This is a genomic window from Streptomyces sp. NPDC059169, assembly GCF_042755225.1.
In the GTDB taxonomy this organism is placed as follows: Bacteria; Actinomycetota; Actinomycetes; order Streptomycetales; family Streptomycetaceae; genus Streptomyces.
This window is the reverse complement of sequence record NZ_JBHZCF010000028.1, coordinates 1-23,791: the sequence shown is the minus strand read 5'-3', so window position 1 is coordinate 23,791 and position 23,791 is coordinate 1. Positions and strand designations below refer to the sequence as shown.

The 23,791-nt window shown below is 70.0% G+C and carries 19 protein-coding genes; 10 read left to right on the top strand and 9 right to left on the bottom strand.

The window, feature by feature from the left end; genetic code table 11:
• Positions 1-282: 282 nt before the first annotated feature.
• Genes ACFXOM_RS34210 through ACFXOM_RS34195 form a run of 4 tightly spaced genes read left to right on the top strand, consistent with a single transcriptional unit; the run spans position 283 to position 4,144 of the window.
• On the top strand, positions 283-762 hold the full coding sequence (locus tag ACFXOM_RS34210) for a hypothetical protein (protein ID WP_384936516.1): 480 nt from the start codon (positions 283-285) through the stop codon (positions 760-762).
• A 36-nt stretch (positions 763-798) separates the two neighbouring features.
• Positions 799-1,344 (top strand): hypothetical protein, encoded by a 546-nt coding sequence (locus tag ACFXOM_RS34205; protein ID WP_384936513.1) that lies wholly within the window; start codon positions 799-801, stop codon positions 1,342-1,344.
• A gap of 14 nt (positions 1,345-1,358) precedes the next feature.
• Positions 1,359-2,582, top strand: a complete 1,224-nt coding sequence (locus ACFXOM_RS34200) for an MAB_1171c family putative transporter (protein ID WP_384936510.1) — start codon at positions 1,359-1,361, stop codon at positions 2,580-2,582.
• Positions 2,579-4,144, top strand: coding sequence for an amidase (locus ACFXOM_RS34195; protein ID WP_384936507.1), 1,566 nt, complete (start codon positions 2,579-2,581; stop codon positions 4,142-4,144). Before ACFXOM_RS34200 ends, ACFXOM_RS34195 begins: the two co-directional genes overlap by 4 nt.
• Positions 4,145-4,826: 682 nt before the next feature.
• On the opposite strand, the gene ACFXOM_RS34190 is transcribed toward ACFXOM_RS34195, so the two are convergent.
• Entirely contained in the window at positions 4,827-5,555 is a 729-nt protein-coding gene (locus tag ACFXOM_RS34190) for an SDR family oxidoreductase (RefSeq protein ID WP_384948026.1), read from the bottom strand.
• Positions 5,556-5,890: 335 nt separating this feature from the next.
• Positions 5,891-6,271, bottom strand: coding sequence for an RNHCP domain-containing protein (locus ACFXOM_RS34185; RefSeq protein ID WP_384936502.1), 381 nt, complete (start codon positions 6,269-6,271; stop codon positions 5,891-5,893).
• A 1,214-nt stretch (positions 6,272-7,485) separates the two neighbouring features.
• Between ACFXOM_RS34185 and ACFXOM_RS34180 the strand changes: the two genes are divergently transcribed.
• The 3 genes from ACFXOM_RS34180 (at position 7,486) to mgtA (ending at position 11,124) form a co-directional block, all read left to right on the top strand.
• Complete coding sequence (locus tag ACFXOM_RS34180; protein WP_384936499.1) at positions 7,486-7,659, top strand: CsbD family protein; 174 nt, start codon at positions 7,486-7,488, stop codon at positions 7,657-7,659.
• Between the two features lie 458 nt (positions 7,660-8,117).
• A complete protein-coding gene (locus ACFXOM_RS34175; RefSeq protein WP_384936610.1) occupies positions 8,118-8,459 on the top strand; it encodes an ArsR/SmtB family transcription factor in 342 nt (113 codons plus the stop codon).
• A complete protein-coding gene (gene mgtA, locus ACFXOM_RS34170; RefSeq protein WP_384936495.1) occupies positions 8,452-11,124 on the top strand; it encodes a magnesium-translocating P-type ATPase in 2,673 nt (890 codons plus the stop codon). Before ACFXOM_RS34175 ends, mgtA begins: the two co-directional genes overlap by 8 nt.
• Before the next feature lie 94 nt (positions 11,125-11,218).
• Here the strand turns inward: mgtA and ACFXOM_RS34165 are convergent, their stop codons facing one another.
• Positions 11,219-12,763: an LCP family protein gene (locus ACFXOM_RS34165; RefSeq protein WP_384948030.1), complete on the bottom strand. Its 1,545-nt coding sequence runs from the start codon at positions 12,761-12,763 to the stop codon at positions 11,219-11,221.
• A gap of 138 nt (positions 12,764-12,901) precedes the next feature.
• Between ACFXOM_RS34165 and tatA the strand changes: the two genes are divergently transcribed.
• From tatA to ACFXOM_RS34150, 3 genes are all read left to right on the top strand, one after another.
• Positions 12,902-13,189, top strand: a complete 288-nt coding sequence (tatA, locus tag ACFXOM_RS34160; protein WP_384936490.1) for a Sec-independent protein translocase subunit TatA — start codon at positions 12,902-12,904, stop codon at positions 13,187-13,189.
• 710 nt (positions 13,190-13,899) lie between these two features.
• A complete protein-coding gene (locus tag ACFXOM_RS34155; RefSeq protein WP_384948033.1) occupies positions 13,900-15,264 on the top strand; it encodes a hypothetical protein in 1,365 nt (454 codons plus the stop codon).
• Between the two features lie 148 nt (positions 15,265-15,412).
• Positions 15,413-15,844 (top strand): sec-independent translocase, encoded by a 432-nt coding sequence (locus ACFXOM_RS34150; RefSeq protein WP_384948035.1) that lies wholly within the window; start codon positions 15,413-15,415, stop codon positions 15,842-15,844.
• A gap of 298 nt (positions 15,845-16,142) precedes the next feature.
• Here ACFXOM_RS34150 and ACFXOM_RS34145 read toward each other — a convergent pair whose 3' ends face one another.
• The 6 genes from ACFXOM_RS34145 to ACFXOM_RS34120 all read right to left on the bottom strand — a co-directional run bounded on the left by ACFXOM_RS34145 (position 16,143) and on the right by ACFXOM_RS34120 (position 23,655).
• Positions 16,143-16,583 carry a chaplin gene (locus ACFXOM_RS34145; protein WP_384936482.1) on the bottom strand — a complete coding sequence of 147 codons (441 nt, stop codon included), beginning with the start codon at positions 16,581-16,583 and terminating at the stop codon, positions 16,143-16,145.
• A 605-nt stretch (positions 16,584-17,188) separates the two neighbouring features.
• Entirely contained in the window at positions 17,189-17,992 is an 804-nt protein-coding gene (locus ACFXOM_RS34140; protein ID WP_384936479.1) for a polysaccharide deacetylase family protein, read from the bottom strand.
• Positions 17,993-18,512: 520 nt separating this feature from the next.
• Positions 18,513-19,448, bottom strand: coding sequence for an acyl-CoA thioester hydrolase/BAAT C-terminal domain-containing protein (locus ACFXOM_RS34135; RefSeq protein WP_385041333.1), 936 nt, complete (start codon positions 19,446-19,448; stop codon positions 18,513-18,515).
• A gap of 250 nt (positions 19,449-19,698) precedes the next feature.
• Positions 19,699-20,658, bottom strand: coding sequence for a DUF4344 domain-containing metallopeptidase (locus tag ACFXOM_RS34130; protein WP_385041330.1), 960 nt, complete (start codon positions 20,656-20,658; stop codon positions 19,699-19,701).
• A gap of 492 nt (positions 20,659-21,150) precedes the next feature.
• Positions 21,151-22,308: an amidase family protein gene (locus tag ACFXOM_RS34125; RefSeq protein ID WP_385041328.1), complete on the bottom strand. Its 1,158-nt coding sequence runs from the start codon at positions 22,306-22,308 to the stop codon at positions 21,151-21,153.
• Between the two features lie 585 nt (positions 22,309-22,893).
• Positions 22,894-23,655: a hypothetical protein gene (locus tag ACFXOM_RS34120; protein ID WP_385041325.1), complete on the bottom strand. Its 762-nt coding sequence runs from the start codon at positions 23,653-23,655 to the stop codon at positions 22,894-22,896.
• Positions 23,656-23,791: the final 136 nt, after the last annotated feature.

The window sequence follows — 23,791 nt, the reverse complement described above, 5'->3', positions numbered from 1 at the left end:
CGCCGGGTGTCGACACCCGGCGCGGCTCGGCCCGACCGCGACAGGGTGGCCGTACCGTGCCCTGCTCCGGTGGTCGTTGCCCGGACGGAGGGCGAGTACCCCCGCCGTCCTTTCCGCGCACCGCGTTGTCGAGGCGTACGCAAGGCGCCGGACAGCACGCGCGCCGCGGACGCGGAGGTCGTAGGCCCGAGGCCGGGCTTCTGTTTCCCGGATCGTCAACTATAGTTACGCACGGCGGGCGTCAACTATAGTTACGCCCACGGGGAGTGGGGGTGGTGCGCAGTGACGGAAACAGGTGGACCCGATGTACCGGGAGCCGTTCGACCGGTTCCGGTCCCGGGTCCCGGCGCTCCCTTCAGCGACCGCCTCAACTTCCTGTTCGATCGGGTGCGTCCCCCGGGGGCCGAGGAGTACACCAACGCCCACGTGGCCCGCACGATCTCCTCGTACGGGGAGGAGAGCTACACCCGTTCCCACATCAGTCTGCTCCGTGCCGGCAAGCGGACCCCGACCATCACCATGGTTCCGCTCCTCGCCCGGTTCTTCGGAGTGGAGGCGGCCTACTTCGTCGAGGACGACGTCACGCGGAAGGTCGCGACACAGTTCGAGATCCTCCGCAAGCTGAAGGAAAACGGGGTGGAGCAGATCGCACTCCGTGCGATGGGCGTGTCAGCCGCCGGCCAGCGCAAGATCCTCGCGGCCCTCGAAGCCGTGCGCACAGAGGAAGGCCTCAACGACGAGCCCGCGAAGGGATTGCCGTGACCAGCGACCGGTGTCTCCAGGAGAAGAGGATGCTCCATGTGGCTCAATCGTCGTAACCGCGGGGCGGACCGCGAAGCCGACGAGGTCGAGCGCCGGAACAGGCGGTTCGTCGAGGGACTCAGACTGCCCGCGGTCGACAGCGTGATGGACCTCGTGCCGTTCATGGAGGAGCACTCGGGGCGCGCCATCCGGCTCATGCCGTTCGCTTCGGACCCGACGGAACCCGACTCCCTCGACGCCTCCGCGCCCTGCGGCCTGTGGCTGGCGACGGCCGAGACGGACTACGTGTTCTACGACACCGCCATCAGCCGAGCACACGCCGAGATCATCGTGGGCCACGAGTTCGGCCACATGCTCAAGCGTCACCGCGGGAACGCCTCCATGTCCGAAGGCAGCCTGGGCGGTCTGATCACCGACATCGATCCGGCCACCGTGCAACTCGTCCTGGGAAGGACCCGTTACAACGAACCGGAGGAGTTCGAGGCCGAAATGCTCGGATCCCTCTTGCAGGAGCACGTGAGCTCGTCCCGTGACCCGGACCTCAGGGAAGCCGACCCCATAGCCCGCACGCTGCTGCGCTGACCGAATAGGGACCCGTGAAAGACATCCTCCACCCCCTGTGCCTCGCCATCGCCGGTACCGGGTTCCTCGTCCTGGTGCGTGACCTGGGCAAGCAGCGCCGAGACCCGGCGCTCGTCGCCCTGGCCTTCACGTACGGCTTCTCCGCGCTCAGCTACGCCGTCTCCCTCACCTGGGTGTGGGTACGCATCGACGGACTCTTCGGCGTTCCGAACATCGTCGTGCCGATCGCCCAGAGCTTCGTGATCTTCGTCCTCGCACTCCAGGCGACCGTCCTCGCCCACTGGTCGAAGCCGTCCGCGGAAGCCCGCAGGCGCAGCCGGCTCCTGCTCGTCGCGGCCTTCGCGGTCATCGCCGCCATGGCGCTCCTGTTCGCCGCGCTCACCCCGGCCACGACCAGACCCACCGACTTCTCTCTGTACTATGCGCACGATCCCGTCTTCCAGGCCTACGTGCTGCTGTACTTCGGCACGTACAGCGTTGCCGAGGGCTACCTGGCCCTGTCCTGCTGGACCTATGCGCGCAGGGCCACGAACCGGTCGATCGCCGCCAGCCTCCGTCTCGTGACCGTCGGAGCCGTCATCACCCTCGTGTACAGCGGCATCCGCATCGCCGGCATCGTCGGTGCCGAAGCGGGGTTCAGCGTCAGCAGCCTCAACGATTTCGCCTGGGCCTGCGGGGACATCGGTGCCACCCTCACCCAGATCGGCTACCTCATCCCCACCGTGGCCCGGCGGGCCGGAAGCGTCCGCGGCTGGGCCGCCTCGCACGTCCGCTACCGTCGCCTGGAGCCGCTGTGGTCCGCACTCGACCAGGCCGATCCAGGCATCACACTGCGTCGCCCGGCCCGCCAGGGCCAGGACGTGATGCGCGGCCGCAGTGCGCATTTCCCCCTGTTGCGCCGCCGCGTCGAGATCCGCCAGGGCCAGAAACTGATGCGCCGCTACCTCGAACCGGCGGTGCGGGCGCAGGCCGAGACGCGCCGCGCGGCCGACGGGCTCGCCGGCCCTGAGCTCGCCGCCGCGGTCACCGCCGACCAGATCCGTGCCGCCCTCGTCCGGCACGCGGCCGGGGAGCCGGTCGACGCCCCCGCCGAGTACGCGGACGCCGGGCTCTCCCTCGTCACAACCGAGGACGAACTACTGCACCTCCAGCGCGTCGCCTCGTACTTCAGACCCCCGGCGAGCGAGAACCACACCGCGTCCGACGTCCGCAGCGCCACCACAGGAGCCCGCTCGTGATCCTCCGTCGCACCCTGCTCATCGCCTCCACCGCCATAGCCGCAGCGGCGTCCATGGTCTCCATGTCAGCGGCCGGGCGCTCCCGCGCGAGTGCCTCACCGCTCCCCGCCGACCTGCACTTGGCTCCCGCCCGCACGCAACTCGGCGCGCTGCGCCGGCGCGCGATCACCAGTCGCGCCCTGCTGGAGCAGTACCTCCAGCACATCGCCAAGACCAACCCCGGCCTGAACGCCGTCATCACCCTGGACCGGGACGCGGCACGCGAGGCCGCCGACGAGGCCGATCACCACATGGCGCGCACGGGCCAGCCACTCGGTCCGCTGCACGGGCTGCCCGTCACCCTCAAGGACGCCCTGGAGACGAAGGGCCTGCGCAGCACCTGCGGTTCACCCGAGCTCTCCGCCCACGTCCCCGAGCAGGACGCCGACGCCGTCGCACGCCTGCGCGCGGCCGGGGCCATCATCGTCGGCAAGACGAACGTCCCGGTTCTGTGCCAGGACCTGCAGACCTCCAACCCGGTCTTCGGTCGGACGAAGAACCCGTACGACGACACCAAGACCCCGGGCGGGTCTTCGGGAGGCGCGGCCGCCGCTGTCGCCACGGGCATGACCAGCCTCGAACTCGGGTCCGACCTCGCGGGGTCCCTCCGCCTCCCGGCCGCCTACTGCGGTGTGTACGCACTGCGGCCCAGTGGTGGCGTCGTTCCCACCCGTGGACACATCCCCCGGCCGCCGGGCTGGCTCTCCAGTTCCGACATGCTCGCCCTCGGCCCGCTCGCCCGCAACGCCGACGACCTCGACGTGCTCCTCGACGTCCTGGCGGCTCCAGCCCCGGCCGAAGCCGCCGCCTGGAGGATCGACCTGCCCGGACCGAAGCACGCCAGGCTGACGGACTACCGCGTGGGCATGTGGCCGGACGACCCGTACTGCCCCGTCGACGCGAACATCCGGGACCTCCTGGAGCAGGTCGGCGAAGTCCTGCGGTCCGTGGGCAGCACGGTCGACGACACCGCCCGCCCCGTCCAGCTCCCCGACAGCGACAGGCTGTTCCAACGACTGTTGTTCGCCACGGCGAGCGCCACCGCGACCGACGGCGGCTTCGCCGACGACATCGCGGCAGCGGACGAGATCCCGGCCGACGACCCGAGGGGACTCTTCCTGCACTCGCGTACCATGCGGCACCGGGACTGGCTGCGTGCCAACGAGGAACGAGAGAAGCTGCGCCGCCAGTGGGATGGCTATTTCGCCACCCACGACGTCCTCATCACGCCGGCCGTTCCCTGCACTGCCGTCGAGGACCAGACGTCCGTCCCGGTCCCGGACCGGTTCATCACCGTGGACGGCAAGAAGCGCCCCTACTTCGACCAGACGGCTTGGTTGAACTTGGCCGGGCACGTGAGGCTTCCGGCGGTGGTCATGCCCGCGGGCAAGACCGACGACGGGCTGCCGATCGCCCTCCAGATCATCGGCCCCTACCTGGCCGACCGCACGGTCATCGACATCGCACGGCAACTGGCTCGGCGGCTTCCCGAACCCGTGCAGCCGCCCGCGCTCGCCCTGTGACCGGGCGCCCGTGACCGGGCTCGTTCTGCCCCCACGGGGGTGGGGCGGGGCGAGCCCGTACGACAGAGGGGCCCCGGATCCACCGGGGCCCCTCTGCACCGTTCGCGGACCGCGACCGCAGATCGATCCCGCTCGTGCCCGTCGGCGCGCGGGCCGCCGAGCCCAGCTCGCCGGGGAACACGGCCACGGACCGCAGGGACTGCTGCCATGTCAGCTCCCGAGTCGGGCTATGATGATCGCAGGGCCCGGATATCGCATCCCCCGTCGATATCCGGGCTCTTCACTCCCCGGTCCCCCTCTTCGACGCCCAAGTGGGCCTGCGTTCCGACATGTTGACGATGCGCGTCGAGGGGATCCGGGACGAATCTCCCAGCGTCGGAATAACCGGTTCGAGGCGATGCGGCATGCGCCGCCCCCCGGGCCTCCTGCCGGTGCCATGAGGCCCAGTGCCTCACCTGGTGGTGGTCCAGGCCGACTTGGCCCTCGGCTGCCTGGAAACACTCCTCCACGCTCCAGCGGGGGACGGGAAACGGAGCGACAGCCACCATGCCAGTTCCCGACCGTACTGAGCGCTGTTGTCGACCGGGTTTGGCCGACAACAGCGCTCGGGCATCGGGCAGCGTCGTCTACTACGTGGATTGTCCAGGTCTGGCCGAACGGAAAGCTGGAGGTCACAAGCCGTTCAGGCGAGCCAGTCGGCGTAGCGGGTGGGGGCGAGGTGAGCGTTCATGTCGGTGAGGACGTCACCCTTGACGACGGCGAACATGCCGGCGGTGGGGTCGGTAACGACGGTACGGTTGTCCCCCTTGTGGGACAGGGAGATCCGGCCCAGCTCGTCCAGGGGGAAGATCTCGGGGCCGGCGACGTTGTGCATGCCATTCAGCGGGGCACCTGCGGCGACCTCCGCCACTGCATGGGCCACGTCCTTGGAGGCGATCGGCTGGATCGGCGTGGCGGGCAACCGGACGGTGTCGCCGTCGGCGGTCCAGGACAGGACAGCGTCCATGAACTCCATGAACTGCGTTGCCCGGACGATCGAGTAGGGGATGGACCCCGCCGCGAGGATGTCCTCCTGGAGCACCTTGGCCCGGTAGTAGTCCAGTTCCGGCACCTGGTCCGCGCCGACGATCGAAAGGATGACGAAGTGGCCGATGCCGCCCTTCTGGGCTGCGGTCAGAAGGTTCTCCATCGACGTCCGGAAGAAGGCCGGAGAGGCTTCGTCGAAGGTCGGGGAGTTGGTCAGGTTGACGATGACATCGGCTCCCGCCACCGCCTCGTCCAGTCCCTGGCCGCTGATGACGTCGACTCCGGTGGACTGCGAGTGTGGTACCGCCTCGTGGCCGGCGGCGTTCAGGACCTTGACGACCTGCGACCCGATCAGCCCGGTACCACCGATGACTGCGAACCTCATGATGTGCCTTTCCTCGGGGGGTACATCAGGGGGGCATCCCTAATATGGCACATGGTCCAGATATGGACGCTCTATGAGGGGTCATGGACCGGCATCGCCGCCACCAGCTCGTCAAGGGAGCGTCCCCGGACGACCCCGCTCTGACGGAGTACTGGCACGTTCCGGTCCGGTTGGACGGAGGTTGCCACGCCTTCCGTCCGACCAGGGAACAACGCCCGCGACATGTCATCGTCGTCGTTTGTCCACACACCAACCGATGATCACGCGGTGGCCGTACCCGTTCCCGACCGGGTACGGCCACACGATCGCGAAACCGGACCGGAGCACGAGGTGCGTCAGGCGCGAGCCCGGCGTCGCGGGGGACGACCGGCTTGCCGTCGGCCGTGGTCCGTACGCATGAGGACGAGGACCTGTTCGAGGTCGTCGCTCTGGCACGGGTCGTCGGCCACGCGGTTCCTGCGGCGGGTGCCGCAGCCGGTGCACTGGTGGACGATCATGAAACCCTTTGCGGAGTGGCGCTCGACGGCCACCGGGCGCATGAGTGCCCGGCAGTCGTTCATGCGGTCTCCGGGCCTGTCGTCCACGTGCAGCGAGTACAGGCAGTGCGGGCAGTGATTGCGGTAGCTGCCGTTCGTCAGTGCCGCAACGTGCCTGCCGCAGTGCTCGCAGGTGAAGCCGGTGTTCTCGGTTGTTCTGCTGATGGTACTGCTCCCCAAGTCGAAGTGATCTTCAACTCGGAGGCGCAGGGTTCCGTTCGTTCTCTCCCTGGGTAAGCCAGGGTTCGCAGGCTGAGCTGGGGAGGGACGCGGTTCACCGCCGCTTCAGCGGCGATTACTTCCGGCTCCAGCTTCATCAGGTCGTGCCTGAATCCGGACCACGACCGGGTTTGTGTGATTGTCCCGGTCACTGTCACGCGGGCCTCGCCACGTGCCGCCGGTAGGTGTCGTCCAGCCTCACTGCCGTCGGCGCCGTCCCCCGTCAGGCAGCACCAGCAGCGGCATGCACCATGGTGATCACGCCACCTCCTTGCTCTCGGCGGTGCCCCGGCGCCTTGGGGTGCCGAGGTGTGACACCAAGTCTACGGCCGAGGGCGCGGGAACGGTGACCGAGCGGTTCCCGTCGATGGTCGCCCGGCGTTGCCACGGGAGGGAGGACGGAGCTACCGAAGGGCACAACGCGGGCGGGTAGCCGCGGGCCGGAGCGTAGCTGTCGTGGTGTTTCCGCAGCTCGCGCCGATCGGCCTCTGTACCACCCGTCACCTGCGCACCCGTCAGAAATCCGTGTGAGCCGGCAGCGTGCTGCGACGGCATGGGCCCGGGAGGGGCGTCCGTCGTGCCACGGGACCGACGACGGGGCGGTCGGTGTCGCGGCCGCCGTGCTGGCGCCCGCCCGGAACCCGGTGCTCACGGGCGCGTCCGCGGTGGTGCAGGTGGCCACTGACCACTCCAGGGACATCGAGCGCGTCGACGCGGTTCGTCCCGCCGCCGCCCCGGGCACGCGTCGCCACCGGGGCCCGGCCATGTTTCCGCGGCGATGCTGCACGGCCCGGGCCTGCGATTCACCGCGCCCCGCAACGGCACGGCGGCCGTGGCACGGTTGGTCCGAGCCGGAGTGGGGGGCCGTTCCACCGCCGATCGGATCCGCCTGTGGAGTCGGTCGGATGACGACCGGACGCCCGCGGGCCTTGATGAGGACCCAACCGCGGGCGACACACCGGCCCGTCGTTGACCGGCCTCGCAGGCGTCATCGGCGTGCCGCGCGAGCCGGATGGCGGGCCCGTGCGGACGGGAGCGCCCGCCGGGGGCTCCGGCTCCGTGCCGACCCACTGATGCTGCGGTCGACCGCGGTCCCGGGACCACCGATTGCGGATGCCGTCCGGTCCCCGCAGGGTGGAGGGGCTGGTTTTTCCTCAGTCGAGAAGGACGACCTCATGGGCAAGGCAAGGGCGAAGGCCAAGCGGGTGAAAGGCAAGATAAAGGAGAGCACCGGCAAGGCCCTGGGCGACCCCGAGCTGCAGGCCCAGGGGCGTGGCGAGAAGCTGATGGGCCAGGCGTGCGAAGCCGGGTTGAAGGCGGCCCGGCAGGCGAAGAAGCCCGACCGGTAGATCATTTGCGAGACCTTCCGCTCTGCACCGAGCGGGTTCCTCCACAGCGGAGGAACCCGCTCGGTGCGGAGGCACCTTCCGCGTGGCTGGTGGCGCGGGACTCCGCGAGGAGGCCCCGCCGTCGTGAGCCGGGCTCGGCCGCGTGCGTGGGGAGCCGCCCCCACCCACCGTCGGCCCGGCGCCCCGTCCGCTCGTCCGCCCCACTGTGGCTTGCCCGTCGCGCCTCAGGGAGCACAACGGGGCCACGGTCACGGGGGGCGTCGCCACCGGCTGGGGGCGGCTACGGTCCGGCCCTGAGCCGACCGCGACGTCCGCGTGTCCGCCGCCCCGACGGGTCTCGCCGGGCCGGGCGGGGACGACACGGCAGGGGTGCCGACGCACCTACACTGGTACGTCACGTGTGGGTGACGGTGACCAGGTCGGGACGGGAGTGGACCGTGGTGAAGAGCGTCGGTGGCATGGAGGACCCCTCCGCCGAGGTCCTCGCGGAGGCGGCTGCCACCTTCGGGTTGCTGTCCGCGGCGCACCGGCTCCACATCGTCTGGGCACTGGCCCAGGGCGAGAGTGACGTCACGAACCTCGCCGAGCGCGTGGGCGGAGCACTTCCCGCGGTCAGCCAGCACCTGTCGAAGCTGAAGCTCGCCGGTCTCGTACGATCCCGCCGCGAGGGCCGCCGGCAGGTCTACTACGTCGACGACCCCGATGTCGTCAGCATCGTCCGGATCATGGTCGGCCAGCTGTCCGCTCGCGCCGAAGAGGCTTCCGGCTCGGTGCACCGACTCCGCGGGACCCGTGCTTAGGACTGATACCGCCGCGGGAAAGGGCGCCGGAGCACCGGTGCACGCAGCCGGTGGGGCAGCCTGTGACGGTGCCACCGGACTCGATGCGGCGACGGTGCTGCAGGTGCTCAGGCAGCTGGACTGCGGCCCGCGCGGACTGACCGAGGCCCAGGCGGTACGGCGCCTGGAGCGCTTCGGCGACAACGCACTCCCGGCGCGCCGAAGCCCGACCTGGCCGAGGTTGGTCGTCCGCGGACTGCGGGACCCGTTCACGGCCGTGCTGCTCGGTCTCGGAGTGGTGGCCGCGGCCGTGCAGGCCTGGGGGACCGCCTGTGTGATCCTCTTCCTCGTCGTCGTCAGCTGCGTGTTGCGCGCCGCCGGTGAGCACCGGGCGGACCGGTCGACGGCCGCCCTGCGCCGGCTCGTGAGCACCACGTCGACCGTGGTGCGGCGCGCAGGCGAGGACGCGCCCCCGACGGCCAGGGAAGTCCCCGTGGATGAACTGGTACCCGGTGACATCGTCCGGTTCGGCCCGGGGGACGTGGTTCCCGCGGACGTGCGGCTGCTCCGCGCGAGCGGTCTGTCGGTCCACCAGTCCACGTTGACCGGCGAATCGACGCCGGTGGCGAAGTACGCCGTCGACGTCCCGGCGTCGGGCGACGGCGGCGTGCTCGCACAGCCCCAGCTGTGCTTCCAGGGCAGCAGCGTCGCCTCCGGTACCGGCACCGCCGTCGTCGTCGGGACGGGAGCGCGCACCCGCCTCGCAGCCACCGGCGGGGCTTCGGCGTGGCAGCGGGAGTCGAGTGCCTTCGACCGGTCGGTGCACGGCATCTCGTGGATCCTCATCCGTTTCATGCTGCTCGCCCCGCCGCTCGTGCTGATGGCCAACGCGGCACTGCGCGGACGCGGTCTCGAGACGCTGCCGTTCGCCGTGGCCGTGGCGGTGGGGCTGACCCCGGAGATGCTGCCGGTCATCGTGACGACCTGCCTGGCACGCGGCGCCGCGCACCTCGCCCGGGCACACGGAGTCATCGTCAAGCGGCTGCCGGCGTTGCACGATCTCGGTGCCGTCGAGGTGCTGTGCCTCGACAAGACCGGCACCCTCACGCAGGACCGACCGATCGTGGAACGGGCTCTGGACGCGGAAGGCCGCGAAGACCTCGACGTGCTGCGCTGGGCGACCGTCAACGCCTGGTGGACTCTGCAACTCGCCGAGGTCCCCGAACCCGACGCCCTCGACGCGGCGGTCCTGGACGCGGCCGTCGAGGACGACGTCCTGGCGTACGACGGCGTGGCGTCCGTGCCCTTCGACCCGCAGCGCCGACTCTCCACCGCGGTCGTCCGCACCCCAGGTCGCCTCGGCACGCACACGCTCGTGGTCAAGGGAGCGGTCGAAGAAGTCCTCGCGCGCTGCACGCCGGAGCAGGACGGACACCGACGGCTGTCGACCCTGGCGGCGGCCGCGGCCGAGGAGGGTTTGCGCGTCCTCGCCGTCGCCACGTCAGAACGCCGCGCCCGTACCGGGCCGTACACACCGTCCGATGAACGCGGACTGACCCTCCGCGGCTTGGTCACCTTCCGCGACGCGCTCGCGCCGACCGCCGCCGGCGCGCTCGGCGTGCTCGCCGAGCACGGCGTCTCCGTCAAGATCCTCACAGGTGATCACCCGGGCACCGCGGCCCGCGTCTGCCGGGACCTCGACCTCCCCAGCGGTCCGGACCACGTCCTGACCGCGGACCGCATCGACCGCCTCGGCGACGCCGACCTCGCCGGCCTCGTCCGCCGGACGACGGTCTTCGCCCGCTGCACCCCCGACCACAAGGCGCGCATCACAGCCGCCCTGCGGTCCACGGGCCGCACGGTCGGGTTCCTCGGGGACGGCGTCAACGACCTGCCCGCCCTGCGCGCCGCCGACGTGGGCATCGCCCCGCGCGGCGCCACCGACGTGGCCCGCGAGAGCGCCGATGTGATCCTGGCCGAGAAGGACCTCACCGCGATCGGCCACGCTGTCAGGTCCGGCCGGTTCAGCGGCGGCAACATCGCCACGTACCTGCGCGTCACGCTGTCGTCGAACCTCGGCAACGTCATTGCGATGCTCTCTGCCGGTCTGCTCCTGCCCTTCCTGCCGATGCTCCCCACGCAGGTGCTGGTCCAGAACCTGTGCTTCGACACGGCTCAGCTCGCGTTCGCCTACGACCGCCCGGACCCGTCCGTGCTGCGCCGCCCGATCCGGCTCGACCCCGGGGCCCTGCTCCGTTTCCTCACCGGCTTCGGAGCGCTCAACGCGCTCGCCGACCTGGCCACTTTCGGCGCCCTGGCGCTGTCCCTCCGGAGCGCGGGGACGGGCGACGACGAAGCGCTCTTCCACTCCGGCTGGTTCACCGAGAACCTGCTCACCCAGGCGCTGGTGATGGTGATCCTGCGCACCGGCCACCGCCGCGTCGCGCGAGGCGCGCTTGGACCGGTCCAGTGGGCGGCGGCGGCACTGGCCGTCGTGGGACTCGTCCTGCCGCCCTCACCGCTCGGGCCGGTGCTCGGCCTGAGCGCCCTGCCGCCCAGCTACTACCTGCTTCTCGGCTGTGTTCTCGCCGTCTACGCCGCTGCCCTCCTCGCGGCCCGGGCACGTGACGAGCGCCGCCGCGCCGAGGCCGTCCGCCGCAGCGGGGCACCACCTCCTGCGATGTGAACGGGGCCATCCGTTGCCGTGACGACCGGACGACGTCGGGGGACGGGCGGGCACAACGCGCTGTCCCGGTGGACGGTGCGCCGTCGACCGGGCCTCACCCTCCTGACCCGAAGGTCAGGTCCGAACATGGATCGTCGTCCGCCGAACGTGTGCTGTTCGCCACCGACGGCGGGACGGCGTTCGGAGCCTGTGCACCGGCGCCCGGGGCCGTGTAGTTCCGGCCGAGGACGACCGTGATGCCCGCGCCGGGAACGGCCGTGAACTCGGCCCCGGGGAACAGGCCGGCGACCTGTCGGGCCTGTGCCTCGAAGCGCGGGTCGAACTCGACGACGGTGGTCGAGTGGTCCTGGGCGCTGGCGTTGGCGGTGCGGGTGACGGTGAACCCGTGCTGGGTGAGCGTCGAGGCTGCGCGGGCAGCCAGGCCCTCGGTGGTGGTTCCGTTGTAGACCGCGACGTCGACGTTCTTCGCGGGCGTGTCCGCGCGGGCCCCCGGTGGCCGGGCGGAGGCCGTCCCGCCCTTCGTGGCGCCCGCGTCCTCGCCGTCGACCGTGCGGTCGGCCCTGAGTGCCGCCCACAGTTCGGAGGCGTCCGGCTCGACGATCGCGACCCGCGAGCCCTGGTACCGCCAGGGTATGGTGACGAACTTCGTGTTGTGGAGGTCGATGTCCTTCAACGACACGGCGAATGAGACCAACTTTTCCACCGTCCCCAACCCGGGGTCGACGGTCAACGACTTGGTGGCGGCGTCAGCGAGGGGCAACAGCTTGGTCGGGGTGAGCCCTTCGCTCTTCACCTTGGTGAACAGACTCGCCATGAAAGCCTGCTGGCGCTTGATGCGCCCGATGTCGGAGCCGTCACCCATGCCGTGCCGGATGCGTACGTAGTCAAGTGCCTTCTCCCCGGACACGGCCTGTCGCCCCTTGCTGAACAGTCGCTTGCCCCGGGTGGCGCGGTGGGGATTGAGGTCCCTCTCGTAGACGTCCTTCGGCAGGCAGACCGTGACTCCGCCCACGACGTCCGTGAGCGCTGCGAACCCCTTGAAGTCCATCACCACGGTGTGGTCGACGCGGAGCCCCGTCAGGTTCTCGACGGTGTTCTGGGTGCACGCGGGGTTGCCCTCGGGGGCGTTGCCGACGGAGTACGCCGCGTTGAACATCGCGTTCCGCTGCGTCTTCGTCCAGCTGCCGTCGGGCCGCCTGCACGGGGGAATGGTGACCAACGTGTCGCGGGGAATCGACACGGCGACCGCGTGCCGGTGGTCGGCGTAGACGTGCAGAAGCAACGCGGTGTCGGAGCGACCCACGTCGTCCCGTTCGCCGCCACCGAGTGCGTTGTTCCCGTTGGTGCGTGCGTCGGAGCCGATGACCAGGACGTTCTCGCCCTTCGACGTATCGGCAGCCGGACGGTTCTTGGAGACGCCGTCCGTGTCGAAGGTGTCGACGTTGCGGTCCAGCTTCAGGTAGACCCATCCCAGCCCGGCCGTACCGAGCACCGCCATGGCCAGCACGACGAGGAGTGCGGTGCGCAGCGGGCGGCGGGGGCGACGCCTCCGTGCACCGGTGCCACGGGACCGTCCGCGGCGGGGTGGCTCGCTGCCGCCCGCGCGGTGGGACGGGACGGCATGGTCACTCGTCGGCATGGTTGTGCCCCTCATCCGTCGTACTGCTACGGAGGGAAGACGCCCCCCATCGCTTGTATAGTTGCGCAATGTAGCAATCGTTTGGATGGGGATACCGCCCGGGTGTCCCGTCCGAGGAGAGGAAGGGAAGGTGGCGCGATGCTCCGCAACGGCCTGGAACCCTGGCACCTGCTGATCGTCGTCCTCGTCGTCGTCGTGCTGTTCGGATCCAGGAAACTGCCCGACACCGCACGTGCGTTGGGCAAGTCCATGCGGATCCTCAAGAGCGAGGCCAAGGCCATGAAGGCCGACGACGCGACGTCGCAGCCCGCGGCCTCGTTCTCCGATGACGGGGGCGGGACGCCGGTCCCGCGCGTGGTCAAGGACGCCCCGGGGGCGAGTGCGACCGGCGCTCCGTCCGTGGGTGACCGCAACGGTGCCCACTGACGTCGGGAATCTCGCGGGCTCGACCGCGCAGGGTGTGTCGTCGTCCGTCGTCCGTCGTCCGTCGTCCGTCGCCCGGTCCGTGGGTCGTGGGCCGGGGTGGCGCTGGCGGTCTTGTCGCCGGTGACCGCCGAGTCCGTGGTGACCGTCGTCGCGCGGTGGTCGCCGTGGCGTACGCGCGCCGTCCGTGCCGCAGGGGTGAGGGTCGTTGCGACCGGCAGGGGGCAAGTGTCGGCGCCGATGGGCCGCGGATCGTGCGTCCGGTGCGGGGATCGACCGGCTCGGTCCCGGCTGCAGGGTGGGAGAGGGGTGGGGTGGAGACCTCGGCGCTCGACGGTGCGGTCCGCGTGGCGCCGCGACCTGGAGTCGAGTGATCTCTGGGGGGACTCGGCACCGGTTGGCCGGATGCATCCCCGCCAGAAACTTGCTATATTGCGCAACTGAAAGAGTGTAGTGGTGGGGGTGCCCCCTCGTCATGCGTCGGATCGACGAGGGGCTCCGCTGCGGACACGAGCCGGAGGGAGCAGCACCGCGTCCGCGTCGCGGTTCTCCCTCCCTGCGATGGCAGCAGACCGATGTCACGCGGACCACCGGAGCGACACGGCGCCGATACGGACGGATGCGCCGTCCCCCGGCCCTTCGACGACGGGATCTCCCATTGCTCTTCTGCGCGCCCGTGGCGCGCCCTGCACACCTCTGGAGGAAATCCCAAGATGCCCACCGTTCGACGGGGTGGTGCACGTACGTGCACGATCGCCGTCCTGGCCGTGCTGCTGCTCGCCGTCGCGGGTCTCCTGCCTGCACCCGCTCATGCGGCGAGCGGTGTGGAGGCCGTCGCCGACGCGCTGAGGAAGAGCCCCGTCTACGTCGACCCGCGTGCCGCGGAGCAGTTGTCCGCGACGGACGCCGAAGCCCTCGCGGAACGCATCAAGAACGCGAACAAACCGGTCTTCGTCGCGGTGCTGCCGAGCACCGCCGAGTACCCCCGAGGATCGGTGTTGTCGTCGGTGCGGGCCCTCACGGGCATCACCGGCGTCTACGCCATCCACCTCGGTGACGGCTTCAACGCCGGTGCCGACCCGAGCGTCATGTCCCGGAACGCGGTCGACAACATCAAGAACGCCGTGCGCCCTTCCGCGCGCGATCCCAAGACCGAGCTGAACGCCTTCGTCGACCAGGCGCTGCAGCAGGCCAGGGGCAATGCTCCCGCCTCCTGGACGAACGGCAGCGGGGAAGACCGCTCCGGAGCGGCGGCGGCATGGATCGCCGGAGGTGTGCTGGTGGTCTGTGGCGGTGGTGCCTACGCCCTGTACCGGCGGGCCAACAAGAAGCGCGCCACGCGGGAGCGGGCCGAACTGGACGCCCTGCGGACGCTTGTGGACGAGGACATCACGGCATTCGGAGAGGAGCTGGACGGGGTCGCGTTCTCCCCTTCGCACCCCGGTGCGACGGATTCCATGCGCGATGACTACACCTACGCGCTGGACATGTACGACAAGGCCAAGGAGCAGATCGCCGGGGCCGCCCGCCCGGCAGACGTCCAGCCGGTCACGAAGACGCTCGCCGAGGGGCGGTTCGCGCTCGCGACGCTGGAAGCCCGCCGCACCGGCGCCCCGCTGCCCCAGCGCCGCCTGCCGTGCTTCTTCGACCCGCGTCACGGCCCCTCGGTCACGGACACCCTCTGGTCCCCGCAGGACGGCACCGCACGGCCGGTGCCCACCTGTGCCGCCGATGCGGCACGCATCCACTCGGGACAGGACCCGGCCGCTCGCATGGTGGTCACCCAGCAAGGACCACAGCCCTACTGGAACGCAGGTCCCACCTATGCCCCTTGGGCCGATGGCTACTTCGGAGGAGTAGGCGGGGCCCTCACGGGACTCCTCGTGGGTACGGCTCTCGGCTCCGTGCTCGGAGCCCCGGCCGCCTTCGGGGCAGCAGATCGCCTCGGCGACCAGCACCTTCCGGACGGCGGGGAGTTCAGCGGAGCGGACTTCGATCCGGCCGGCTTCGGCGGAGGACCGGCCGACGCCGGGTTCGGAGCAGATACGGGAGGCGGGTTCGGGGGAGGGGACTGGTGACCGCGTGCCCGCCCAGCGCTGCGGACGCCGAACGCCGTGTTGTCAGCATCGTGGCCACGGCCGTCGGACCGGTCGAGAGGAGCGGGACCCGGGATGTGGCGTATGGCCCCCGGGCGTCCTCGGCGGCCGCGGAGCAAGGAGCGCGTGGATGCTGACCGATCTGAGTCCCCTCAAGCTCCTCGTCCTGGCGGTCGTCGCCGTCCTGGTCCTCGGGCCGGAGCGACTGCCCGCGTTCGTCCGGAGCGCGACGGCGGTGCTGCGGAAAGTGCGTTCCTTCGCCGACGACGCCGAGCGTGAGATCCGGAGCGAACTGGGACCGGAGTACCAGGACTTCGCCTTCGAGGGCCTGCATCCCAGAGCCTTCGTGCGCAGGCACCTGGCGGAAGGCGGTGACGGGCTCCGACTCGCCGAGGCCGCGGACCACCTCGACGTGCGCAAGGACCTCACGGAAGTCGGCGACGCCCTGGGCGAGGTCGCTGCCCCCTTTCTGGGGGACACAGGCCAACGACCCGGCTCGTTCACCAAGGCCGCACCGCAGACGACACCGACCGGACCGCGGTTCGACGACGAGGCAACATGAGAGTTCCCTGACCGGTTGAGTTCGGCCGCTCCGGTGCAGGTGCGCGGTTGAGGGCCCCGGACGCGGTCCGGGGCCCTCAACACACCCGCCAGGGTGCGATGTCCGCCCACTGCCCGGTCACGCGATCGAACGTCTGTAGGGGATCGATGCGCCTGTCGGGCTCGCGAGGCGACCGGAGCCGGCTCCCTACGAGGAGCCGAATCCGTCCGGGCGCGACCCCTGCCCACCGTGCGTCGGCGAAGGGACCGGACCCGTCAACGTTTGGCTGACCCGTCGCGGGTTCTGGTGCTGCACTGCGTCAGGAAGCACAGGTGTTTCCGATGGACGGGTTCAGCATGCCGACGGCGGTGAGGGTGTTGCCGCAGGCGTTGACGGGGATGCTGACCGGAACCTGGATCACGTTCCCGGAGAGCACCCCCGGGGAGGACATGGCCACGCCCTCGGCCATGGCGCCCGTGGACGACATGCCGTCGGACGCGGTCATGGTGCCGCAGGCGTTGCCGGCCGACGGGTTCAGCATGCCGATGATGCTGAGGGTGTTGCCGCAGGCGTTGACGGGGATGCTGACCGGAACCTGGATCACGTTCCCGGACAACACCCCGGGCGAAGCCACGGCAACGCCCTGCGCACCGCTGTCGGCCGACGCGACGGACGCGCCGCCGATCACTGCCGCACCGGCCGCCACGACGATGCCGGCGTTCTTGAGCAGACGGAACATCACTACCTCCACAGCGCTCACTGAGCCACCCGCGGCTCGGGGAAATCGGCAGCGGGCCGTCACCACTGCTTCCACGCCTGAACGGGAACTGGTGCGCAGAACGCGGGAATTCGCCTGAAAGGACCAGCGGACCGCTTCAACGTGGCCTCTGTTGGCGGATGTCATGCCACCCCCGCGCGCTCGCGTGCTCGACGCGTACCTCCGTTCCTCGTCCCATCCGATCGTCCGCGCCGTGTGTCATATGATCCGCCCATCGTCCCGAGAATCCCCCAACAGGCGCCGGAAGTCTGATGTTATGAGGCTGGCTCGCCCGTGCTGATCCGCTCCGGGCGCCCGGCCCTCGCACCGCGGGTGCGGGTGTCGGCGGCGCCCTCGTGAAGGCCCGTTCGGCCGTGCTCCGCGAGCCACCGGCGAAGATCCCGGCCGTACGACATCTCCGTTCGCGGGGTCGGGCCCAGGGCGGAAGTCGATCACGGTCTTGGGACGGAGGCCCGTGAGGCTGCGTTGGCATGCACAAGAATGCTTCGGTGGTCACTCGTCCGCTCCGGACCCGGACCGGCCCCGATCGACGGCTCGGGACACGTCCCACGACAATCCGCCCAGCAGGAACGCCGTTCCGTGCTGATTTATCGCACCGGAAAGCCGAAGACGTAACCCTGCTGTCGGAGCCACGGCAGGACCTCGCGCAGAGCAACGACCGTCTGGCTACGGTCTCCCCCCGCGTCGTGGAACAGAACGGTGGGACCGTTGGAGATCTCGTTCTTCACGGTCGCCACCATCGCGGCCGCCCCTGGTCGCTTGAAGTCCTTTGAGTCCACGTTCCAGCCGAGCGGGCGCATGCCGTGCGCGGCGGCGAGCTGGCGGCTGTACGGCGTGAAGGCGCCGCCCGGAGCACGGTAGTAGAGCGGCTTGACGCCTCCAGAGGCCTCGGTGATCATCCGTGCCGCGTCGAGGATCTCCTGGGACTGGCGGGCACGTGACGCGGTGCCCATGGTCGTGTCGTGGGAGACGGAGTGGTCGCACAGTCGGTGGCCGCCCGAGACCACTGCCTTGACGAGGTCGGGATGGGACTTGGCCTGCGTTCCGACCATGCAGAAGGTGGCCTTGACACCATTCTCCTTGAGTACCGAGAGGACCTGGGGTGTCCACCTCGGGTCCGGACCGTCGTCGATCGTGATGTTGACGCCCTTGGCGCCCGCTTCGGAGGCGTGCGCGATGTCCATGCTCACGGTGGGCGCCGGGAGTTCGGGATCCGGAACCGACGTCTGGCTCACGACCGGCCTCGGCTGTGGTTTCGTGGACGAGGCCGACTCGTCGCCGGTCGGGACGGCTTGGGTCGTCCACGCCGCGGCCAGGGCCGTCACCCCCGCCACACCGATGGCCGCCACCAGTACGCGGCCGTTCATCCCCAGGCTTCGATGGCGTCCCATGTCGGTTCCTCGCTCTCCCCTGTGCCTGCACCCGACGTGCACCCGGGAGGACGGGAGCGACGGCATGACGGATCCACCTGTTACCGATCCCGGACATTTCCGTGGGGCGACGCCGACCGGCACCTCGGCATCGGCCGCCTTCCGGCTGCTTCCGCCCGGGGAACGGCCCCCTCGCCAGAAGCGGTTGACGCACATTCGGCCGACAACGGGGTACCGGAGTCACGAGCACGACCCGAAGCCCTGGGTCGCCGCATCGAGACCGGATGCCGAACGCACGAAACGAGGAGGGCATTCCGACGGTACGGTCGGTCCCGCGGCCGTGTGCAGCACACGCAATCCCGGTATCCGCCGGCAGGTTACTGCGCCAACATTCCGCACAGTCGACGGCCCAGCCCCGCCGGTCGGCAGAGCCAGTGCCCGGCATCGGCACACCGCCGGCAAAGCGATGCGGTGAGAATCCGTCAGAGACGGTCCAGCTGACCCGGACCAGCACCACTCGGCACCGAGGGTGCACCCGTCCTTACGGCAACCGGCGCGCCCGCCTCGGTCTCTCCGAGTCCCCACACACGTCCGGTTCGCCATCGCCCGACGTGTCGGGTGGTGACCCGCCGCGCAACGCGCCGAGGACGTGGGGCCAGGCAGCCTTGCCCAGGAGCGCATCCGCTTCGGGCGTCCCGCCGTACTCGAAGTGCGGGGATGCCGGTGCGGGACCCTCATCGGGGAGACGGGGCCGGTGGCCGGCGTCGTCGCAGGCGATCAGACGCACTGTTGCCGCCGCCGACATCCGACGCCGCACCAACTGGTGCGCGAACGGAAGTGACGGCCACATCGCGTCGTCCCCACTCGCTACCAGTAGCAGGTCGGCTCTGGCCGTTTCCACGGGGATGGTCGCCGCCTCAAGCAGGTGAGCGTAGGTCCGCTCGCTGAGTTCGTACCATGGACGGATGGCGGAGGGGCCCTTGTCCGACTCCGCGGCCGTCCAACGATCGTCCATCGGAACGAAGGGCAGCGGCCGCCCCCGCCACGTCCAGGACGAGCGGTACGGGCGCAGCGCGCCGTCGCGCCCCGGGCCGATATTGCACCAGACCCGCGAGGTCGGCGACAGCGCGATGGCCACGTCCACGCGGCGATCGTGCACAGCCGTGAGCAGCGCCGCCTCGGCTCCCTTGGAGGTGCCGAGGATCCCGATGCGTCGTGCTCCGCTCCGACGGAGGAAATCGACGGCCAGGACGAAGGTCTCCAGCGGAACCTCGCAGATTCCCTGAGGCTGTCCCGGGCCGCCGAACCAGCGGATCGCCAGGGCTGCGAAGCCGTGTCGAGCGAAGATGCGCGCACGCTCGCGCTCGATCCGCCCACTGGATCCTGCGAGGACGAGAACGCCGATGTCGCTGCCACCCGCCGGGGCGGCCACTACGCCTTCCCAAGGGCTGGTCAGCTCCCGCTCGGTGACGCCCACCCTGCTCTCCCGTTCGTCCGCCGTCCGAAAACACCTGCTCGGTTGCGCCGCGCGGACCGGGTCCACGGCATGCCGTACCTCGCCCTGCTCAGCCTAGGATCTCCGGCACAGCGCGACGCTGCGTCGGTCCGATCGGTGCGGGGAAGTGCGCCGGGCCGGTGGTGACAGTCCGTTCGTCGGTGGGATGTTCTATGAGGTTCGGGCAGGAGAAGCCCCGCCGTTCCCGAGGCGGAACCGGGTCCGCGGAGCGTCACTGCCCCCTGCGGATGGTGTCGAGGTTCTCCGTGAAAGCCTTGGTCTCCGCGACCAGGTGGTCGTGCGCGTTCCGCAGCTGCTCGTCGCCCTCGTCGTCGAACCTCGCGGTGAAATGCGGCCGGAGCTGCGTCCACCAGCCGAAGTCCAGCATTGCCCAAGCCTGCGGACACAGTGGGGCGCGTGTCTTCGGCAGGTAACCCGTACTGACCAGGGGTTCGCGAAACTTCCGCGGGTCGCTGCCCGCCACGTAGCACAGGATGTGGAAGACCCGCTGTTGTGTGACGGGATGGTCGCTCGACAGACCCTCGAGGGTGAGCTTGCCTTCCATGCGGGCGATTTCGTCGAACAGGACGGCAGCCGCCAGCGATGGATAGGGCCCGACCTCATTGATGGTGTAGAACGACGCGAACCCGTCGGCGGCGTCCTCCTCAAGGCCGAGGTTCGCCAGTAGCAGCTGTCGTTGCAGGGCGTGCCCCATCTCGTGGCCGAAGACGAACTGAGTGGACAGTGCTGTCAGGCGGTCGGCGTTGTACTGGGCCTCGGGGAAGACGGCGGGGCGCTTGACCGTCTTGACGACGTTTCCGAGGGCGTTCTCGATCTGGGCCAGGAACGACGGGGGCACGAAGATCGTCCTGCCGTCGGGCTGTGTCACCGCGTCCGTCACACCTGGCGGTACTTCGTCCGTGACCCTGACCACCATGTCGTGCGGAAGCGCGACCGACTCGTTCACCCAATCGGCTACCTGCTCCAGCACGCGGGACTTCTGGACCACGGACACCGCGTGCCGCTCCTCTGGCGTGTTCGCGTCGGTCCGGTAGACGACCGTGACCTTGCCGTTCTTGGCGTCGGCCCCATGACCGTCGCCGCCGCACGACGCGACGGCGAAACTGGCGACGAGCAGCGCCCCCGCGCAACCGGCCCGCCACATGGCCGAGTACCCATCACTGCTCAGCACCTCTGGTCAGCTCACTTCCGTGTGGTCAGACGTGTTGGCTGCCCGTGGCACCTCGATGGCCAGGGGAGCCGTTTCCCCGTGCCGGAGGAGCGGCCGGGGCTTCGCGAGCCGGGATGGGGGCCGTACAGCCCGCGACCGGCCCCGCCGTCGGTCGAACGCCCTGTGCAGGAACCGAGCGTGACCCATCACCATGGTGGACGACATACATGTACACCATTCCCCTCTTTGCCTGAGTTTCCACCTCGGTGGCCCCGTCCGGTCGCGACGGTGCGTCCAAGCGAAGCACTCGGAGGTGTGGGCTCCCGTGTCGTTCGCCCCTGCGTTTCCCGGTTGATCGGTTCGCATGTCCCGCCCCGAATACGGTGGAAGGCAGGCCGACGATCGCCGTGCATCGCAGAAGCCGCGGACGATGGGAGGAGGGCGTATCGCACCGCTACAGAAACAGCCCGAGTTTTGACTCAACTCCAGCTGAATTAAACGGAGTTGCTCTCGTCAATGCCACTCGGAGGTGGTGTAGGCGCGGCAGGCGAGCTTGAGGAGCGTGGCGTCGCCGTGTGGACGCGCTATGAGTTGCAGGCCGACCGGCTCACCTCGTGAGGTGGTCCCGGCTGGCAGGCTGACGGCCGGATGCCCACTGACGTTGAAGGCCCAGGTCAGAGCCACGCTCATGCGGGCGCCGGGGCCGTCGTGACCATGTGGGGGGTGCGGTGTGGTGGGGGTCACGATGAAGTCCGCTCGTGCGAAGTGTTTCCGCAGGCGGTGCGCGTTCGTTCGGATGGTGGCGCTCACGTCTTCTCCCACGGGCTCTCCGGAGCGCAATCCGCTCCAGGCGGCGGCCGGATCGTCCAGAACCAGGTCAGGGGCGTCAGCGAGCGAAAGCAGCCCGGCGTCCGCCAACCTTCGTGCCGCTCGGCGGGCGACGTCGGCAACCTCGGGGTCGGTGTTCGCAAAGCCCAGGGTGGCGGACCACGTTGCCCTCGGCACGGAAGCGCCGACCGTGCGCGCGTGCGCGGGGGCGATCGCCTCGAGGTACGCAGCCGCGTCCTGCGGGGTGCGGGTCAGGGCGCCCGGGCAGTTCAAGCCGGCCCGGTCCCGGGCGGGCAGCAGGCCGTTGGTGGTCTTGTAGCCGAAGACGCCGCACCAGGCGGCGGGGATCCGCACGGACCCGGCGCCGTCCGAACCACTGGCGACCGGGACGAGCCCGGCGGCGACAGCCGCCGCAGACCCGGCCGACGATCCACCGGGCGACCACTCGGGATGGAGCGGGTTGAGAGTGGGACCACGATCCGTGTGACCGTAGGTCTGCCATCCGTGGCGGCCACGAGGCACCGAGGTGGCGCCGACCGGTACGCATCCGGCGGCCACCAGGCGCCGGTTCTGGAAGGAGCCGGGCCCCTCAGTGGCCTTGACGCCGATCGGTACACCGGCCAGCGGCAGGACGACACCGCGGGTCACCTGATCGTCGACTTCCGAGGCACGTCGGAGGGCTTGCTCGGGCCACACGGCGGTGAACGCGCGTAGCACTCGATCGTGTTCGGATAGGCGTGCGAGAGCCGCCGAGACGATTTCACGGGCCGACAACGCGCCTTGTGTGACGTGACGGGCGATGTCCAGCGCGGTCAGCGTCGCGTACTCGGTGGAAGTGAGCATGGATTTCCTCGTCTACCGCCTTCGTGCCGGTCCGGCGTGCGTCCGTCGACCACTGGGGGTTCGCGACGCTCGCGGACGGCTGGAGCTCCGGCCGAGGCCGTTGCCCGGATGCCGCGTCCGTGCCCCAGCGTCGCAGACGGGCGGATGCCCTGGCACGCGCGAAGGCGTCGAATCCAGCCTTCGGCACTCAGGAAATGAGCGGGGGCCGTTCCGCTGTCGGCATCCGGATGGGCGCCGACGGGCTCTCGTCACGGCGATGGTTCGGTGAAGCAGGAGAAGGCCGCCTGCTGCGGAAACCCAACTGTCTGGCTTCATCGATGTGTGCTTTGGACCTGATGCCGTCGGACACCGTGGAGACCTCGCCATAGTAGACCAGGATCCCGCGCTCGGGGTGCCCAAGGGCTTGGTTGCCGTGCGGGTCGGGGTCGATGACGGTCAGGCTGCGGAAGCGGACGGCTCCGCGCCAGTTGGAACGACGGAGGCTGATGGGGCGCTCGTGTCGGGGCCGAGTGGCTCATGGCGGCGCAGACGTCGAGTCGGGGTTCGAGAGCCTTGGGCTGGCTGGTGGTACGACGAAGCCGCACGTCAACGCGGAACCGCCTTGGGCACCGCACTCCCCGCGCTGCTCTTGTCGGACGAGCCGTCGGCGTCACCGGACCTTGGCGATGCGTGGGCAGCGCTGGAATTGCCGTGGCCGTCGGCAGGGTCCTGCAACGAGGCGTGCAGGGCGGGTGTGGTGGGAGCTACTTCGACGGTGCCGCCCTGCGTTGCCGCATGGGCCGCCCTGCAGGCGACGAGCGAACTCCACAGGGCAGTGCGGAAATCGGCGTCGGGGACGGATCGACCCTGGACGAGGCCGACGAGCGCCTGCATCTGCTCGGCGTGGCCTTTGGAGGCGCCACGGTACCTGGTGGTGGCCGGCTTGCCGCCCGTCCACCGGGTGAGGGTGTGGAAGTCGCTCAGCGTTGCCGCTAGGCCGTCGGCCGCGACTTCGAGGGATTCCTTGGGTGCACCGGGGGGTGTGAGCCCGCCGTAGAGGATGGAGGCGGTGGACCCATTGGCGTACGTGATGTGAAGGGTGGTGCTTTGGGCGGTGGCGGGGTCGTGGCTGTCGGGGCTCGTGGCGGTGACGCTGTGGGGTCGGCTCCCTGTGAGGAAGGTCGCCGTGTCGATGAAGTGGCACACTTCACCGAGGAGCCGACCGCCGTGGTGGGGATTGAAGTACCAATGGTCCGCCGGGAGTTTGCCGGCGAAGACGCGATAGGTGATTTGCAGCGGGGCGTCGGGGAGGAGGGAGCGCTTGAGGTCCTGTACGGCGGGGGCGAATCGGCGGTTGAAGCCGGCCATGGCAGGGGCGCCGGAGGAGAGCCAGGCAGCGGCGATCTCTTCTAGGGGGCGTTTCGAAAGTGCTGGTCACAGCCACTCGTTGATGGCTGCGACCAGCACGGTCGCTTCGTAGCGGACGGCGAGCTTGTCGTATCTC

Bases quoted from the DNA above. Each gene is read 5' to 3' on its own strand.
- ACFXOM_RS34205 (WP_384936513.1), top strand. From the start codon at position 799: ATGTGGCTCAATCGTCGTAACCGCGGGGCGGACCGCGAAGCCGACGAG.
- ACFXOM_RS34190 (WP_384948026.1), bottom strand. From the start codon at position 5,555: ATGAGGTTCGCAGTCATCGGTGGTACCGGGCTGATCGGGTCGCAGGTC.
- ACFXOM_RS34180 (WP_384936499.1), top strand. From the start codon at position 7,486: ATGGGCAAGGCAAGGGCGAAGGCCAAGCGGGTGAAAGGCAAGATAAAG.
- ACFXOM_RS34175 (WP_384936610.1), top strand. From the start codon at position 8,118: ATGGAGGACCCCTCCGCCGAGGTCCTCGCGGAGGCGGCTGCCACCTTC.
- ACFXOM_RS34165 (WP_384948030.1), bottom strand. From the start codon at position 12,763: ATGCCGACGAGTGACCATGCCGTCCCGTCCCACCGCGCGGGCGGCAGC.
- tatA (WP_384936490.1), top strand. From the start codon at position 12,902: ATGCTCCGCAACGGCCTGGAACCCTGGCACCTGCTGATCGTCGTCCTC.
- ACFXOM_RS34155 (WP_384948033.1), top strand. From the start codon at position 13,900: ATGCCCACCGTTCGACGGGGTGGTGCACGTACGTGCACGATCGCCGTC.
- ACFXOM_RS34150 (WP_384948035.1), top strand. From the start codon at position 15,413: ATGCTGACCGATCTGAGTCCCCTCAAGCTCCTCGTCCTGGCGGTCGTC.
- ACFXOM_RS34140 (WP_384936479.1), bottom strand. From the start codon at position 17,992: ATGGGACGCCATCGAAGCCTGGGGATGAACGGCCGCGTACTGGTGGCG.
- ACFXOM_RS34125 (WP_385041328.1), bottom strand. From the start codon at position 22,308: ATGCTCACTTCCACCGAGTACGCGACGCTGACCGCGCTGGACATCGCC.
- ACFXOM_RS34120 (WP_385041325.1), bottom strand. From the start codon at position 23,655: ATGGCCGGCTTCAACCGCCGATTCGCCCCCGCCGTACAGGACCTCAAG.